12 protein-coding genes are annotated in these 16,696 nt (G+C 64.3%); 9 read left to right on the forward strand and 3 right to left on the reverse strand.

Annotation, left to right across the window (positions count from 1 at the left end; genetic code table 11):
• The first annotated feature begins 12 nt into the window (after positions 1–12).
• The 4 genes from RA21_RS10045 to RA21_RS10060 all read left to right on the forward strand — a co-directional run bounded on the left by RA21_RS10045 (position 13) and on the right by RA21_RS10060 (position 6,327).
• Complete coding sequence (locus RA21_RS10045; protein WP_039148375.1) at positions 13–1,959, forward strand: acetoacetate--CoA ligase; 1,947 nt, start codon at positions 13–15, stop codon at positions 1,957–1,959.
• Positions 1,960–1,977: 18 nt separating this feature from the next.
• A complete protein-coding gene (locus RA21_RS10050; protein WP_019294380.1) occupies positions 1,978–2,895 on the forward strand; it encodes a 3-keto-5-aminohexanoate cleavage protein in 918 nt (305 codons plus the stop codon).
• Positions 2,896–2,983: 88 nt separating this feature from the next.
• Positions 2,984–4,405, forward strand: coding sequence for a carnitine 3-dehydrogenase (locus RA21_RS10055; RefSeq protein ID WP_039148378.1), 1,422 nt, complete (start codon positions 2,984–2,986; stop codon positions 4,403–4,405).
• A 230-nt stretch (positions 4,406–4,635) separates the two neighbouring features.
• Positions 4,636–6,327 carry a BCCT family transporter gene (locus RA21_RS10060; RefSeq protein WP_039148381.1) on the forward strand — a complete coding sequence of 564 codons (1,692 nt, stop codon included), beginning with the start codon at positions 4,636–4,638 and terminating at the stop codon, positions 6,325–6,327.
• A 75-nt stretch (positions 6,328–6,402) separates the two neighbouring features.
• On the opposite strand, the gene RA21_RS10065 is transcribed toward RA21_RS10060, so the two are convergent.
• The 3 genes from RA21_RS10065 to RA21_RS10075 form a co-directional block, all read right to left on the reverse strand.
• Entirely contained in the window at positions 6,403–6,747 is a 345-nt protein-coding gene (locus RA21_RS10065) for a RidA family protein (RefSeq protein WP_039148384.1), read from the reverse strand.
• A 95-nt stretch (positions 6,748–6,842) separates the two neighbouring features.
• Positions 6,843–8,504: an acetolactate synthase large subunit gene (locus RA21_RS10070; RefSeq protein ID WP_039148387.1), complete on the reverse strand. Its 1,662-nt coding sequence runs from the start codon at positions 8,502–8,504 to the stop codon at positions 6,843–6,845.
• A gap of 32 nt (positions 8,505–8,536) precedes the next feature.
• A complete protein-coding gene (locus RA21_RS10075) occupies positions 8,537–10,045 on the reverse strand; it encodes an FMN-binding glutamate synthase family protein (RefSeq protein WP_039148390.1) in 1,509 nt (502 codons plus the stop codon).
• 296 nt (positions 10,046–10,341) lie between these two features.
• On the opposite strand from RA21_RS10075, the gene RA21_RS10080 reads away from it, so the two are divergent.
• The 5 genes from RA21_RS10080 (at position 10,342) to RA21_RS10100 (ending at position 16,657) form a co-directional block, all read left to right on the forward strand.
• Positions 10,342–12,069: a sensor histidine kinase gene (locus RA21_RS10080; RefSeq protein ID WP_039148395.1), complete on the forward strand. Its 1,728-nt coding sequence runs from the start codon at positions 10,342–10,344 to the stop codon at positions 12,067–12,069.
• Positions 12,066–13,403, forward strand: coding sequence for a sigma-54-dependent transcriptional regulator (locus RA21_RS10085; protein WP_039148398.1), 1,338 nt, complete (start codon positions 12,066–12,068; stop codon positions 13,401–13,403). Before RA21_RS10080 ends, RA21_RS10085 begins: the two co-directional genes overlap by 4 nt.
• Positions 13,404–13,528: 125 nt before the next feature.
• The gene (locus tag RA21_RS10090) at positions 13,529–14,539 is read left to right on the forward strand and encodes a C4-dicarboxylate TRAP transporter substrate-binding protein (protein WP_039148401.1); all 1,011 of its coding nucleotides are present in this window, start codon (positions 13,529–13,531) and stop codon (positions 14,537–14,539) included.
• 72 nt (positions 14,540–14,611) lie between these two features.
• Positions 14,612–15,244, forward strand: coding sequence for a TRAP transporter small permease subunit (locus tag RA21_RS10095; RefSeq protein ID WP_039148403.1), 633 nt, complete (start codon positions 14,612–14,614; stop codon positions 15,242–15,244).
• 12 nt (positions 15,245–15,256) lie between these two features.
• A complete protein-coding gene (locus RA21_RS10100) occupies positions 15,257–16,657 on the forward strand; it encodes a TRAP transporter large permease (RefSeq protein WP_039148405.1) in 1,401 nt (466 codons plus the stop codon).
• The last annotated feature ends 39 nt before the right edge of the window (positions 16,658–16,696 follow it).

The raw sequence follows: 16,696 nt of genomic DNA on the forward strand, positions 1-16,696 counted from the left end.
GCTGATACCTTCATGACCACCGCTCCTCTTCTCTGGCAGCCGGATCTTTCGGCGCGCCGCAAACCTTTGCTGTCCGGCTTCATGGCGCAGGCTTCTGCTGCCGCTGGCACAGCTCTGGACAGCTTCGCCGCACTGCACGCCTGGTCGGTTGCGCAGCCGCAGGACTTCTGGCCGCTGGCCTGGGACTTTTGCGGGCTGCAGGGCGATCAGGGCACGGTGCCGCTGCTGGCCCATCAGGACCCGATGCAGGTCCGCTTCTTCCCCGAAGCGCGGCTGAACATCGTGGAGACATTCCTGAAGAACGCTGACGGGCGCGAGGCAATTGTGTTCATCGGTGAGGATGGCCGCCGCATGGCCTGGACCCGCGCAGAGCTGAAGCGCGAGGTTGAAATGCTCGCTGCCGCCCTGCGGGACGCCGGGATCGGCGCTGGCGACCACGTCGCGGGCTATGTGCCGAACATGCCGCAGACCGTGGCGGCGATGCTGGCCACGGCCTCTCTGGGGGCGGTCTGGTCCTCCTGCGCGCCGGAAAGCGGGCCGGATGTGGTGGTCGACCGCTTCGGCCAGATCGAGCCCAAGCTGATGTTTGCCGCTGATGGCTACTTCTACAACGGCAAGGTGTTTGAAACCCGCGCCGCCATTGCCGAGGTCGCCGCCCGGGTGCCGTCGGTCCGGCAGATCGTGGTCTGGCCCTATGCGGGCGAGGCGCAGGACCTGCCGAAAGGCATGACCGCCTATGAGACTTTCAAGCAGGCAGACGCCCCGGCGCTGGACTGCCGTCCCATGGGCTTTCGCGATCCGCTCTATGTGATGTTTTCCTCCGGCACCACGGGCAAGCCCAAGTGCATTGAGCATTCCGGCGGCGGCACCCTCCTGCGGATGCTGGTGGAGCAGCAGCTGCACTGCGACCTGCACCCGGGCGACCGGATGTTCTATTACACCACCTGCAACTGGATGATGTGGAACTGGCAGGTGGCGGCGCTGGCCTCCGAGGCTGTGATCGTGCTGTTTGACGGCAATCCGATGTATCCGGGCATGCGGCGGCTGTTCGATCTGGCCGAGGCCGAGAAGGTCACCCATTTCGGCATTTCCGCCAAATACATCGATGCCTCGCTGAAGCGCCGCAACCGGCCTGCGGACAGTCATGACCTGGCTTCGCTGCGGGTGGTTTTGTCCACCGGATCGCCGCTGTCGCCCGAGGGCTTTGCCCATGTCTATGCCGATTGGAAGGCGGATGTGCAGCTGGCCTCGATCTGCGGCGGTACCGATATTCTGGGCTGTTTCATCGGCGGCTGCCCGGTGCTGCCGGTGTATCAGGGCGAGATTCAGGCGCCGATGCTGGGGCTGGACGTCGCAACCCTGAACGATCAGGGCGAACCGGTTGAGGGCACGGCGGGGGAGCTGGTCTGCCGCAATGCGCATCCGTCGATGCCGACCCGGTTCCTGAACGACCCGGACAATGCCCGTTACCGCGCCAGCTATTTCGAAACCTATCCGGATATCTGGCGGCAGGGCGATTTCACCATCCGCACAGAGCACGCCGGCTATGTGGTGCTGGGCCGTTCGGACGCGACGCTGAACCCTGGCGGCGTGCGGATCGGCACGGCAGAGATCTACCGGCAGCTCGACAAGATAGACGAGGTCGCGGATGCGGTGGTCGTGGGCCAGAGCTTCGACAACGACGTGCGGGTGGTGCTGTTTGTGGTTCCTGCCGAAGGTGCAACGCTAGACGACGCGCTAACCACCCGGATCAAAACGGAAATCCGCAAGAATGCCTCACCGCGCCATGTGCCGGCGAAAATCATCGCCGTCGCTGACATCCCGCGCACCAAGTCCGGCAAGACCGCCGAGCTGGCGGTGCGGGATGTGGTGAACAAACATCCCGTCCGCAACCTCTCCGGCCTCGCCAATCCGCAGGTGCTGGAGCTGTTTGCGGATCACCCTGAATTGCAAGCTTAACCCCAAAGGAGCGAAACCATGCCCCTGACCATGAACCGAGACGTCTTCATCACTGCCGCCGTGACCGGCTCTGGCGGCACCCAGGACAAATCCCCCCATGTGCCGCGCTCACCCAAGCAGATTGCCGAATCCGCGATCGCGGCGGCCAAGGCTGGTGCGGCGGTGGTGCATTGCCATGTGCGCGACCCCGAAACCGGTGCACCGTCCCGGAAACTTGAGTATTACCGGGAGCTTACTGACCGCATCCGCGATTCCGAAGTTGACGTGGTGCTGAACCTGACCGCGGGCATGGGCGGCGACATCGTGTTCGGCTCGACCGAAGCGCCGCTGCCGGTCAATGAGGCTGCGACCGACATGATCGGCGCCACCGAGCGGATGGCCCATATCGCCGAATGCCTGCCGGAAATCTGCACGCTCGACTGCGGCACCATGAACTTTGCCGAGGCCGATTACGTCATGACCAACACACCGGGCATGCTGCGGGCGATGGGTCAGATGATGACCGATCTGGGCGTGAAACCTGAGATCGAAGCCTTTGACACAGGCCACCTGTGGTTTGCCAAGCAATTGGTAAAAGAAGGAATTCTGGAGCCGAACGCGCTGGTGCAGCTGTGCATGGGTGTTCCGTGGGGCGCGCCGAACGACCTCAACACCTTCATGGCGATGGTCAACAACGTGCCGTCCGACTGGACCTGGTCGGCGTTCTCGCTGGGCCGGGACCAGATGCCCTATGCGGCGCAGTCGGTGCTGGCGGGCGGCAACGTGCGGGTCGGCCTTGAGGACAACCTGTTCCTGGACAAGGGCGTGCTGGCCACCAACGCGCAGCTGGTGGAGCGCGCGGTCGGCGTGATCGAGGGCATGGGCGCCCGGATCATCGGCCCGGAGGCGGTCCGCGAGAAGCTGGGCCTGACCAAGCGCGCGCCGGTGGCGAAATAAGCCGAAATGCGGGGGTGCCACGCGTGCACCCCCTGTACACCCCCTGTGCACCGGCGGGCGCACAGGGAAGGCCATCAGAGGATAGATCATGAAAACAGCAGCAATCATCGGCGGCGGGGTTATCGGCGGCGGCTGGGCCGCGCGGTTCCTTTTGAATGGATGGAACGTGCGGGTGTTCGACCCGGACCCGGAAGCGGAGCGCAAGATCGGCGAGGTGCTGGCCAACGCCCGCCGCTCGCTGCCGTCGCTGTATGACAAGGCGCTGCCGGCCGAAGGCGAACTGACCTTCCACACCGACATGGCTGAGGCGGTGGCAGATGCCGCCTGGATCCAGGAGAGCGTGCCGGAGCGGCTGGACCTGAAGCACAAGATCCACGCTCAGCTGCAGGAGCACGCACCGGCATCTGCGGTGATCGGCTCCTCGACCTCCGGCTTCAAGCCCTCGGAACTGAATGCCGAAGGCGCCCGCGCCGTGGTGGCGCATCCGTTCAACCCGGTTTACCTGCTGCCGCTGGTCGAGCTTGTGGGCGATGCGGACACCTGTGCCAAGGCTGCGGATCTGCTGCGCGAGGTGGGGATGTACCCGCTGACCGTGCGCAAGGAGATTGACGCGCATATCGCCGACCGTCTGCTGGAAGCGGTCTGGCGCGAGGGGCTGTGGCTGATCAAGGACGGCATCTGCACCACTGAGGAGCTGGACGAGTCGATCCGTATGGGCTTTGGCCTGCGGTGGGCGCAGATGGGTCTGTTCGAGACCTACCGGATTGCCGGCGGCGAGGCGGGTATGAAGCATTTCATGGCGCAGTTCGGCCCGGCGCTGGAATGGCCCTGGACCAAGCTGATGGATGTTCCGGAGTTCACCGAGGAGCTGGTCGACCTGATCGCGGGCCAGTCCGATGCGCAATCCGGCCATATGCCGATCCGCGCGCTGGAACGTCTGCGCGACGACAACCTGGTCGGCATGATGCGGGCGCTGAAGAAATCCGGCAGCGGTGCCGGCGGTGTCATCAACACCCATGAGGCCACGCTGCCCGTGCCGGACGCGGTGGAGCTGCCGGTCACCGTAAGCCGCCCGGTGCCGCAGAGCTGGACCGACTACAACGGCCACATGAACGAGGCGCATTACACCGAGGCCTCGGCCCAGGCGACCGACCGGTTCATGGAGATGATCGGCGCGGATGCAGACTACATCGCCGCGGGCGGCAGCTACTTCACCGTCGAGAACCATGTGCGCTTCCTGGATGAGCTGCATGAGGGCGATGCGCTGACAGTCACGACCCAAGTGCTGCAGGGGACCGGCAAGAAGATGCATCTGTTCCACCGCCTGTTCGGCCCCGAGGGCAAGCTGGCGGCGACCGTGGAAACGCTGCTGCTGCACATGGACCTGAACGCGCGCGGCACCTCGCTGCCGTCGCCGGAGGTTGCGGACAAGCTGGCAGGTTTCGCTGCGGCGCACGCGGGTCTGCCGCTGCCCGAAGGTGCCGGGCGCCACGTCGGACAGCGCGGATGACTTGGAAACCCGGCGGCTCGCGCGCTGCCGGGTTTCTTTTTGCGGGCCGGGTCTCCTCCCCGATCCGGCCCGTTTTTTATTGATTGGCGGTCTGCTGCGGATGCGGCGGCCGGGGGAGGATCAAGCCGGAGCGCGGCGGGGAAAGCTTCATCCCGTCAGGGCGTTCTGATCAGCCTGCCGGGCAAGGAGGGTCCCGGCGCTGAGACACCTGAAATCTACGGGAGGACCAAATGTCTGAAGAAAACTCCAACAGCCACCTGGTGGCAAAATCCGGTTTCTTTACCGGCCTGCATCCGGGGATGAGCATTGCTGCCAAGGGCATGATTGCCGCCTTTGTGATCTTTACGGTCATGAACGTCGAGTTCGCCGGAGGCCTTTACAAGTCGATCCGCAGCTGGATCGAAAACGGGCTCAGCTTCTATTACATCACCCTGTTTTCCATCGGGCTTTTTGTCTGCTTCTGGCTGATGTTCTCGCGTTTCGGCAAGATCCGCCTGGGCGATGACGACTCGCGTCCCGAATTCAGCAACTTCAGCTGGTTCTCGATGCTGTTCTCCGCAGGCATCGGCATCGGCATCCTGTTCTTTGGTGTTGCCGAGCCGATCTTCTACTTCGACACCTCTGCAGTCTGGGGCTATCCCAACAACCCGCATGCGGACCTTGCGGGCCATACGGAAATGGACATGCAGCGGGCGGTGGACGCGATGCGCGTGACCTTCTTCCACTGGGGCTTCCACGGCTGGGCGTTTTACGTACTGGTTGGTCTGAGCCTGGCGTATTTCGGGTTCCGCAAGAAGCTGCCGCTGACCCTGCGGTCGGCGCTCTATCCGCTGATTGGCGAGCGCATTTACGGCCCCTGGGGGCACGCAGTGGACCTTCTGGCGGTGTTCGGCACGGTGTTTGGCGTCGCGACCTCGCTCGGTCTGGGCGTCAGCCAGATGGCGGCGGGTCTGAACCATCTGTTCGGTGTTGATCCCGGCACCGGCACCAAGCTGGTTCTGATCGCGGTTGTGTCGGTCATCGCAACTATTTCCGCGGTGTCCGGAGTTGGCAAGGGCATCCGCATCCTGTCGGAATGGAACATCTGGCTGTCGATCGTGCTGCTGGCAGCCTTTGTGATCTTTGGGCCGTTCCAGTGGCTGATGGGCCTGTTTGTGACCACTCTTGGTGACTATGTTGCAAGCTTCGTTCCGATGGGGTTCTGGACGGCAACCGAAGGCCCGGATGTGGCCTGGCAAGGTGGCTGGACGATCTTTTACTGGGGCTGGTGGATTTCCTGGTCGCCGTTTGTCGGCGTGTTCATTGCCCGCATTTCGCGCGGCCGGACGATCCGCGAATTCATGGTCGGCGTGATGTTCGTTCCCACCACCATCGCGTTCTTCTGGCTGTGCATGTTCGGCGGCAACGCGATCTGGCAGGAAATGCACATGGGCTCCGGCATTGCTTCGGCTGACGGGGCGGGCATCATCCAGACCGTGCGTGACTGGAACCTGCCGAGCGCGCTGTTCGGGACCATCGACAACATCGGCGCCACCAGCTGGATGGGCGACATAAGCTGGGTCAGCTGGCCGATGTCGCTGCTGGCGACGTTCCTGTTGTTCTCGTGGTTCATCACCTCGTCGGACTCCGGCACGCTGGTGATCACCACCATGCTTTCGATGGGGGATGACAACCCGCCGAAGAAGTTCCGCATCATCTGGGGCCTGGGCGAAGGCGTGGTTGCGGCGGCGCTGCTGCTGGCCGGGGGGCTTGGCGCGCTTCAGACCGCGTCGATTGCGGCGGCCTTCCCGATTTCCTTTGTGCTGATCGCAATGATCTGGGGTTTGCTTAAGTCGCTGCACGACGATCCTTCGGCGTCGCCGATCTCGGTTGAGACGGTGGCAGCGGACGGAACCCGTATGAAGCAGGACCTGCACGCCTGAGGCACGTAAGGTTTCCGCAAAAGGAAAGCGCCGGGCTGGTGAGGCCCGGCGCTGTTTTTTTCCTGCTGGTGCGGGTCAGTCGCAGGCGGCGGTGACAATGATTTCCACCTTCAGGATTTCGCGGGCCAGCTTGGCCTCGCCGCAGGCGCGGGCCGGGGCGTGGCCTTCGGGGACCCAGGCGTTCCAGACCTCGTTCAGCTCTGCGAAATAGGACATGTCGGAGAGCCAGATCACGGTCTGCAGCAGGCGGGTCTTGTCGCTGCCGGCCTCGGCCAGCAGGGCGTCGACCTTGGCGAGGATCTCGCGGGTCTGGTCGGCGGCGGTTTCGGCCTCGGACACCTGGCCGCTAAGATACACAACGCCGTTGTGCTTGACGATTTTGCTGGAGCGGGCGGTAGTGCCGATGCGGGTGATGGTCATGGGATTTGCCTTTCCTTAGGTAAGCTGCCGCGGTCATAGCGGCCGCGGCAGCCGGGGGAAAGGGCGGGCAGATCAGGCCACCTGGATCAGGCCCTTCAGATCAGGCAGGTCTTGGCGGCCAGCTCATCAATCAGCACCCGCTGGTTTTCGCTGTAATCGACCGGCACGTCGATCAGATGCACGCCGCCCGCGGCAAAGGCGGCCTCGAACGTTGGCGCCAGGTCTTCGGTCCGTTCAATCCGGTGGCCGGTGGCGCCATAGCTGGCGGCGTATTGCACGAAATCGGGGTTGTTAAACTCCAGCCCCCAGTCGGCAAAGCCGACATGCGCCTGTTTCCAGCGGATCATGCCGTAGGAACTGTCGTTCAGCACCGTGACCACGAGGTTGAGGCCAAGCCGCACCGCGGTTTCCAGTTCCTGGCTGTTCATCATGAAGCCGCCGTCGCCGCAGATCGCCATCACCCGGCGGTCCGGGTTCAGAAGTGCGGCCATCATTGCCGAAGGAAGCCCCGCGCCCATGGTCGCCAGCGCGTTGTCCAACAGGACGGTGTTGGGGTGATAGGCCTTGTAGTTGCGGGCATACCAGAGCTTGTAGATGCCATTGTCGAGCGCGATGATATCGCAATCCGCCATCACCTTGCGGGTGTCGGCGACCAGCCGCTGCGGGATCACCGGGAAGCGCGGATCATCGGCGAGTTCAGTGATATGGCTGTCGGTCTCCGCCTTCATACGCTGGAAGAAGCTGCGGTCGAAATCGAGCGGCCCGCCGAGGATGTCTCCCAACCGGGTGATGGATCCTTCCAGATCGCCCACCACCTCGGCTTGCGGGAAATAGACCTGATCGACCTGCGCCGCCTTGTAGTTCACATGGATCACTTTGGTGCCGCCCTCGGTCATGAAGAAGGGCGGTTTTTCGACCACGTCATGGCCCACGTTGATGATCAGATCGGCGCGTTCGATGGCGCAGTGGAGGTAGTCGCCGTCTGACAGCGCAGCGGTGCCGAGGAAAAGGTCCGAGCTTTCGTCGACCACCCCCTTGCCCATCTGGGTGTTGAAGAAGGGGATTTGCACCCGTTCGATGAAATCACAGAGTGCCGAGCGTGCCTTGCGGCGGTTGGCGCCGGCGCCGATCAGCACCAGTGGCATTTTGGCGGCGTGGATCATGTCAGCCGCTTCGGTCAGAACGGCCTCGTCCGGCACGGCGTAATGGCGGACGTGGGGCGGGATGACAGAGGCGTCTGTGTCCTCCGCCGCGATATCCTCTGGCAGTTCCAGCAGCACCGCGCCGGGGCGTTCTTCTTCGGCCACGCGGAAGGCCTCGCGGATCAGCGCGGGGATGGTGTTGCCGTGCACGATCTGACGCGACATCTTGCAGACCGGATCAAACAGGTTCACCACGTCGATGATCTGGAACCGGCCCTGTTTGGATTTCTTGATCGGTTTCTGCCCGGTGATCATGATCAGCGGCATCGCCCCCAGATGGGCATAGGCCGCCGGCGTGGCGAGGTTGGTGGCGCCGGGGCCAAGCGTTGCCATGCAGACGCCCGGTTTGCCGGTGAGGCGGCCATAGGTCGCCGCCATGAATCCGGCGCCCTGCTCATGCCGGGTCAGCACCAGCTTGATGTTTGAGGTGCGCAGGGAGTCCAGCAGATCAAGGTTTTCCTCACCCGGGACGCCAAAGACGTATTCGACGCCTTCAGCCTCCAGCGCGGCCACAAGAAGGTCGGATGCTTTGGCGGGGCGGTCAGAATCTGGCATGGAATCTCCTTTAATTTTTCAGGCGGGGCGGGTTACTGCGCGGCGTGCTGCTGGGCCTGTTCCGGGTAAAGCTCCGCCATCGAGACCGAGCGGCCGCTGTCCTGCACGATCCGCGCGTGGTAGCGGCGCAAAAGCCGCGGTTCGGTGACGCCGCAGCTGTGGGCGAGGATGGTCACCTCCTTGAGCATGTTCTTGGCATAAGAGGCGACCCGTTCCGCCTTGTCGGCGGGGTCGAGGCCGAACTGCAGTTTGGGATTATGGGTGGTGATGCCGGTGGGGCAGGTGTTCTTGTTGCACTGCAGCGCCTGAATGCAGCCGAGCGCAAACATGAAGCCGCGCGCCGAATTGACGAAATCGGCGCCGGCGCAGAAGGCCCAGGCGACCTCCGAGGGGTTGATCAGCTTGCCGCTGGCGCAGACCTTGATGCGCTGTCGCAGGCCGTAGCGGGTTAGCACATCCACCGCCTTGGGCAGGCTTTCGCGCAGGGGCATGCCCATGTTGTCGATCAGGCTCATCGGGGCGGCGCCGGTGCCGCCGTCGGCGCTGTCGATGGTGATGAAATCCGGCGCGCTGGCCTCGCCGCGGGAGAGGATCTCCTGGCAGAGGCCATCAAGGAAGCCGTGGGCGCCGAGCACCGCCTTGAACCCCACGGGCTTGCCCGTGACCTCGCGCACATAGGCGATCATGTCGAGGAGTTCGCCCACGTTGGACGCCTCCGGGTGGCGGTTGGGACTGATCGCGTCCTCGCCCGGCGTCAGCCCGCGGATAGCCGCGATTTCCTCAGTCACCTTGGCGCCGGGGAGGATGCCGCCCTTGCCGGGCTTGGCGCCCTGGCTGAGTTTCAATTCGAACATGCGGACGGTTTCGTGGGCGGCGACGGCGCGGAGTTTCTCCTCGTCAAAGCCGCCTTCGGGCTTGCGGACGCCGAACTTGCCGGTGCCGATTTGGAAGACGATGTCGCAGCCGCCCTCCAGGTGGTAGGGCGACAGCCCGCCCTCGCCGGTGTTGAGCCAGATGCCGGCCTTCTTGGCGCCGCGCGACAGGGCGCGGACGGCCGGAACCGAGATGGCGCCGTAGCTCATGCCGGAGATGTTGAAGATCGACGAGGTGGTATAGGGCGTGCGCGCGTGGGGGCCGATGGTGACTTCGGCAGGCGGGGTTGTGCCGTGTTCCAGGTCCGGGAACGGCGCGTTGGCGAAATAGACGGTTCCCGCCGGGCGCAGGTCGCGGGTGGAGCCGAAGGCGACGGTGGAATCCACGTTCTTGGCGGCGCGGTAGACCCAGGAGCGTTCAGCGCGGTTGAACGGCATCTCCTCGCGGTCGAGGGCAAAGAAATACTGCCGGAAGAACTCGCCCAGATGCTCGAACAAATAGCGGAAGCGGGCGATTACCGGGTAATTGCGGCGCAGGGTGCTGGCGGTCTGGGTCTTGTCGTGGATGTAGATTGCAATCACCCACAACAGGCCTGCACCCAGGGCGAAGATGAAGGCATAAGACAGGATTTCGAGCAGCGCCAGGACGGTGCTGGATATCTGGGACATGGTTTCCTTCGCTCCTTTGAGGCCGGGCTTGGGCCCGGCTTTTGAAATTCAAGACTGCGCCATTGCGGCTGAAATTGCAGCCGCGGGGCGGTCACATCCTCGGGAGCCGCAGAAGCAGTGATCAGGATGCTGTCCCGGGACGCAACGTGCCGCCGCCCGGAAAGGTTCCGCCTGGCATTGATCTTGTTTCCGGAGTGTGCGGCAGGCGCGCAGAAGTTGTCCAGCCTTGAGAGCGGCTGGCGCCTGAGGTCCACTAATGTCTTGCCATGGCGCGTTTTTGCGGCCTATCGACGGGAATGCGCCTGATCCCGTTCCTGATATCCCTCGTGGTGACGATTGCCGTCGCGGTCGGCGTGTTCCGGGTTTCGAGCGTTTACTTCCAGTCGGAAGAGGTTTCGCAGGCCGAAGGGCCGCTGTCGCTTTATCAAAGCTCCGTTGTCGCTGAGCTGGAGCGGTTTTCCCATCTGACGCATGTGCTGGCGCGGGATGCCTCTGTCATAGGTGCCGCCGGCGGTGATGACACCGGCACGCTGAACCTGCGGCTGGAAGACTTCGCCGCCAAGGCGGGGCTGGATGCGATTTACCTGATGGACACAAACGGAGTTGCCATCGCGGCCTCCAATTTCCGCCAGCCCGGCAGTTTTGTCGGCCAGAGCTACGCGTTCCGGCCTTATTTCCAGCAGGCCCTGCAAGGCGGGCAGGGGCGGTTTTACGCCATTGGCACCACCACCGGCCTGCCGGGGTATTTCATCGCCGATGCAGTGCGGGGCCCGGAGGGAACGCTGGCGGGTGTGATTGCGATCAAGATCGGCTTTCAGCCGCTGGAGCAGAGCTGGAGCGGATCTGGCGAGCAGGTATTGATGGCCAATGAGGACGGCGTTGTGCTGCTGGCCTCTGACCCCGCCTGGCGGTACCGGGTGATGGCGCCGCTGACGGCAGGGCAGCGGCAGCGTATCAAGGCGGCGCGGCAGTTTCCGGGCCAGGCGCTGGAACCGCTGGACTGGCAGGCGGGCGAGGGGCCGCGCGCGGTGATTTCCGGGCGGGAGCAGATACATCTGACGGCACCGGTCCCGCCGCACGGCTGGACCCTGCATTACTTTGCCAGCGGCGACCGGGCGGTGGCGCGCAGCTGGCTGGTCACCTCGCTGGTTGGATTTGCCGCGGGCCTTGCACTGATCCTGTTCCAGGTGCAGCGGGCGCGCCGGATCAGCGCCGCGCTGGCGCGGTCCGAACAGGAAGAGGCGCAGCTGCGCCGGGCCAACGAACTGCTGGCGGGCGAGATCGAGGACCGCCGCACCGCGGAACGGCGGCTGAAGCGCACCCAGGATGAACTGGAGCGCGCCAGCCGCCTGGCAGCTCTGGGCAGGCTGGCCGCATCGGTGACGCATGAGCTGGGCCAGCCGATTGCCGCCATGCGGAACCATCTGGTTGCCGCGGAGATCGCTCCGGGCAATTCCGCGGCGCTGCCAGCCAGGATCGGAGCGCTGGTAGACCGGATGGAGGGGATCACCCGGCAGCTAAAGTTCTTTGCGACTCCGGATGCCGAGAGCCAAACCGCGGTTGACCTGAACGCTGCGATGCGTGCCTCTGCCGCCCTGGTTGCCCCCAATCTTGAGGAGGCGGGGGCAGAGCTGCGGCTGGATCTCTGTCCCGGACCGGTCAGCGTGCAGGGCAGCCGCCTGCGGATTGAGCAGGTGATGACCAACCTGTTGCGCAATGCCATTGATGCCAGCGAGGACAGCGCGGCGCCGCTGATCGTGGCCCGCACCGGCGCCGAGGGGGGCGAGGCCTGGTTTGACATCAAGGACAATGGCCATGGCCTGGGCGAAGCCACGCTGGCTGATCTGCAGGAACCCTTTGTCACCACCCGCGAAAGCGGCCGGGGCATGGGCTTGGGCTTGGCGATTTCTGCCGGTATCGTGCAGGATCACGGCGGCACGATGACGGCCCGCAACAGGGACGCAGGCGGTGCGGTGTTCCGGGTCGCGTTTCCGGTCCGGCAAGCAGAGGAAGATCAGCCATGAGCAGCGCCAGGCCCTTCAGCATTCTGGTCATTGATGATGACAAGGCGATGCGCCAGTCGGTGGCGGAACTGCTGGAGGCTGCGGGCTGGCAGGTCACTGCGGCGGCACGGGCGGCGGCGGGGCAGGAGAGGCTGGCAGAGTTTCAGCCCGATGTCATCCTGTCGGATGTGCGGATGCCCGGCATGTCTGGGCTGGACCTGCTGGCCGCGCTGGATCCCGCCGCGCCGCCGCTGGTGCTGATTTCTGCCCATGGCGACATTCCGATGGCCGTGAAGGCGATGCAGGACGGCGCCTATAGTTTCGTCGAAAAGCCCTATGAGCCGCGCCGTCTGCTAGCGATCCTGCGCCACGCGGCCGAACAGCACCGGATGCAGCAAAGCAACGCGCGGCTGAAGGCGCGGCTGTTTGCGCTGTCGGGGCTGGACCGGGTGCTGCTGGGACAGTCGGCGCCGGTGGTGCAGCTGCGGCAGGATATCCTGGATCTTGCAGAGACCAGCACCACGGTTTTGATCGAGGGCGAGACCGGCACCGGCAAGGAGCTGGTTGCCCGCGCGCTGCATGATCTGGGGGAAAACGCCGATGCGCCGTTTCTGGCGCTGAACTGCGCCGCCCTGTCGCCCGCCACCTTTGAAGCGGAAATGTTCGGCACCGAAGGCGGGTCCGGCGGGCGGCTGCTGGCGGCTTCGGGCGGCACGCTGTTTCTGGATGAGGTCTGTTCTTGCCCCATGGAAGTGCAGGCCAAGCTGCTGCGGGTGATCGAGGACAAGCAGATCCTGCCCGCAGGCGGCCAGTTGCCGGTGCCGGTCAGCTTCCGCGTGGTCTCAGCCACCAATGAGGACGTTGAACTGGCTGTGCAGGAGAACCGCCTGCGCAAGGATCTGCTGTTCCGCCTGAATACCATGGTGCTGAGCCTGCCGCCGCTGCGCCAGCGCCGCGATGACCTGATGCTGCTGGCGGCGCATTTTCTGGCGCAGTTTGCGCAGCTTTACGAAACCGCCGTACCGGACATTTCCCAGGACGACTTGACGGCGCTGCTGGCACATGGCTGGCCGGGGAATGTGCGCGAGCTGCGCAGCGTGTGCGAGCGCCGGGTGCTGGCGGCGCGCCGCGGCGGCGGCACCATGGCTGAAGCCATCCGCATGGATCAGCCCCCGGACGACGTGCCGAATACCCTGCGCGAGGCTGTGGCCGCGTTTGAGCGCGAACTGATCGGCAAGGCGGTGAAAGCCCACGAGGGCCGCATGGATGCAGCGGCTGAGGCGCTGGGGATCGGCCGCCGCACGCTGAACGAAAAGATCGTGAAACTGGGCCTCGACAAGGACGCCCTTCTGTAGCCCGTGCACCTTGCGGAAATCCGCAGGGCGGCCCGCAAATGCCGCGCGGTTTCCTTCATAGGCAGGCGGCCCGCCGTCCCGGATACTCCCCCAATCATATCCGCATGTTTCTGGGAGGAGCACTGATGCGCACTTATCTCAAGGGGGCCGCGCTGGCCGCCCTCACCGCCGCCTTTGGCACCGAAGCCCTGGCCACCGAATGGAACGTCTCGCTGTGGGGCAAGCGCCGGGCCTTTACCGAGCACGTCGAGAAGCTGGCCGAACTGGTCTCTGAGAAAACCGGCGGAGAGTTCACCCTGAACATCAGCTATGGCGGGCTTTCGAAGAACAAGGAGAACCTCGACGGCATCTCCATCGGCGCCTTTGAAATGGCCCAGTTCTGCGCCGGCTACCACCGCGATAAGAACCCGACCATCACCGTGCTGGAGCTGCCGTTCCTGGGGGTGACATCGCTGGAGCAGGAAATCGCCGTCTCGCAAGCGGTCTACCAGCACCCCGCAGTGCAAAAGGATCTGGCCCGCTGGAACGCAACCCTGCTGATGCCTTCGCCGCTGCCGCAATACAATCTTGTCGGCACCGGTGATGTGCCCGGCACGCTGAAGGACTTTGAAGGGCTGACCGTGCGCGCAACCGGCGGTATCGGCAAGGCGATGGAAGCGGTCGGCGCGGTCCCGACCTCGATGTCGGCCACCGAGGTGCGCCAGGCAATGGACAGCGGCATCGTCAAGGCGGTGGCCTTTGCACCGCACGCGCATATGTCCTTTGGCACCATCGAAAACGGCACCTGGTGGACCACCAACCTGAACCCCGGCACGGTGAACTGCCCGGTGGTGGTGAACACCGATGCGCTGGACAGCCTGTCCGATGAGCACCGCGAAGCGCTGCTGGGTTCGGTGGATGAGGCGCTGGCCCATTACGTGGACTTTTACAAGTTCAACTCGCTGGACACCTGGGAACCTGCGCTGGATGCCGCCCGGATTGAGCTGGTGACCTTCCCGGATGCGGAAATCGCTGCCTTCAAGGAGGCCGCTGCGGCACCTGCGGCCCAGGCGTGGATCGAGGAAAACGCCGCCCGCGGCCTGCCTGCGCAGGAACTCTACGACCTGGTGACAGGCCTGATTGCCGAAGGTAATTAAGCCTGCCGCGCCCCGCAGCCGCGCGCTGCGGGGCCACTGCTTTTTCCCCTGAAAAACTGATGGAGTCCCGCCATGGCCGGCTCATCCCTCGTGCTGACAGACGGCAGCCGTCTCAGCGCGCTTGACCAGAAACTCTACCGTTTGGAAAAGCCCCTTGCCCTGCTCAGCGGCCTGGCGGTGTTTTCCCTGATGCTGCTTGCCGTTGGCTCCGTCGGCGGGCGCAATTTGTTTAACAGCCCGCTGCCGGGTTACGTCGACTGGATCGAGCAGGCGATGCCGCTGATTGCCTTCATGGGCATTTCGTTCACCCAGCGCGACGGCGGCCATATCCGCATGGACATGCTGGTGGGCGCGCTGAAGGGTAGGGCGCTGTATCTGGCCGAGTTGCTGACCACCGCCGCCGTGCTGATCCTGATGCTGCTGATGGTCTGGGGCAGCTGGGCGCATTTTCAGCGCAGTTTCGACTTTGCCGCGCCGTGGTGGAGCGCTGATAGCTCGATGGATATCTCGCTGCCGCTCTGGCCTGCGAAACTGCTGGCGCCGGTAGCGTTCAGCGTGCTGTGCCTGCGCCTTTCACTGCAGCTCTGGGCCTATGGCCGTGCTTTGCGCAGCGGCACGGACAGGCCCGTTGCCGTCCCGATGATTGCCGATGCCGCCACCCAGGCGGCGATGGAGGCGGATCACGTCTCCGGCCACGACAGCTGAGGAATTTCTGACATGGAACCGATTGAAATTGGGCTGATCGTTTCAGCCGGGCTGCTGGTGATGGTGATCCTGGGCATGCGGGTGGCCTTTGCCGCGGCTGCTGCCGGGATGATTGGCCTGATCTGGATTTTCTGGGCCAAGTTCGGCTATGATCCGGCGCGGTTCACCAAGGCGCTGACCATCGCGGTCAAGACCGCAGGCCAGGTGCCGCATTCCAAGGTGTCCAGCCAGGCGCTGAGCCTCATCCCGACGTTCATCCTGATTGGCTATCTCGCCTATTACGCGGGCCTGACCAAGGCATTGTTCGAGGCCGCCAAGCGCTGGATGGCCTGGGTTCCGGGCGGGCTGGCGGTCTCCACCGTCTTTGCCACCGCGGGGTTTGCCGCCGTGTCCGGCGCAAGCGTGGCCACCTCCGCCGTCTTTGCCCGCATCGCCATCCCGGAGATGCTCAAGATCGGCTATGACAAGCGCTTTGCCGCCGGTGTGGTGGCAGCGGGCGGCACCCTGGCATCGCTGATCCCGCCCTCGGCCATTCTGGTGATCTATGCGATCATCGTTGAACAGGATGTGGGCAAGCTGTTGCTGGCAGGCTTCATTCCCGGGGCGTTTTCGGCAGTGATCTATGGTCTCTTGATCGTTGGCATGGCGATGGTGATCAAGGACTTCGGGCCGCGCGTCACCGGTTTCACCTGGCGCCAGCGGTTTGCGGCATTGCCGCCTGCGCTGCCGATCGTGTTTGTCGTCGTGACCATCATCTTCTTTGTCTACAACCCCTTTGGCGGCGACGCCTGGGGCACCCCGACCGAGGGCGGGGCAATCGGGGCGTTTGTGGTGTTCCTGATGGCCCTGCGCCACGGCATGCGCTGGCGGGAACTGAAGGATGCGCTCTTGGAGACCGCCAAGCTGAGCGTGATGATCTTCACCATCATATGGGGGGTGCTGATCTATGTGCGGTTCCTCGGCTTTGCCGATCTGCCCGGTGCCTTTGCCGATTGGATCACCTCGCTGACCATGAGCCCGATGCTGATCCTGATCTGCATCCTCTTGGCCTATGCGGTGCTGGGGATGTTTATGGATGCAATCGGGATGCTCTTGCTGACGCTGCCGGTGGTCTACCCGGCGGTGATGGCGCTCAATGGCGGCGAGGCGGTTTCCGCCGCGGACAGCACCTTTGGCATGTCCGGCCCGATGTGTGCGATCTGGTTCGGCATTCTGGTGGTCAAAATGGCTGAGTTCTGCCTGATCACCCCGCCCATCGGCCTCAACTGCTTTGTGGTGGCGGGCGTGCGCGATGATCTGAGCGTGCAGGACGTGTTCAAGGGTGTGACGCCGTTCTTCATCGCCGATGCGGTGACCATCGCGCTGCTGGTGGCGTTCCCGGCGATTGTACTGTGGCTGCCGGGGCAGGTCTGACACGTCTTTGATGCGCTGAACCGGGCCGCCTGCTGCTGG

The organism is Leisingera sp. ANG-DT (genome assembly GCF_000813785.1).
Lineage (GTDB): Bacteria > Pseudomonadota > Alphaproteobacteria > Rhodobacterales > Rhodobacteraceae > Leisingera.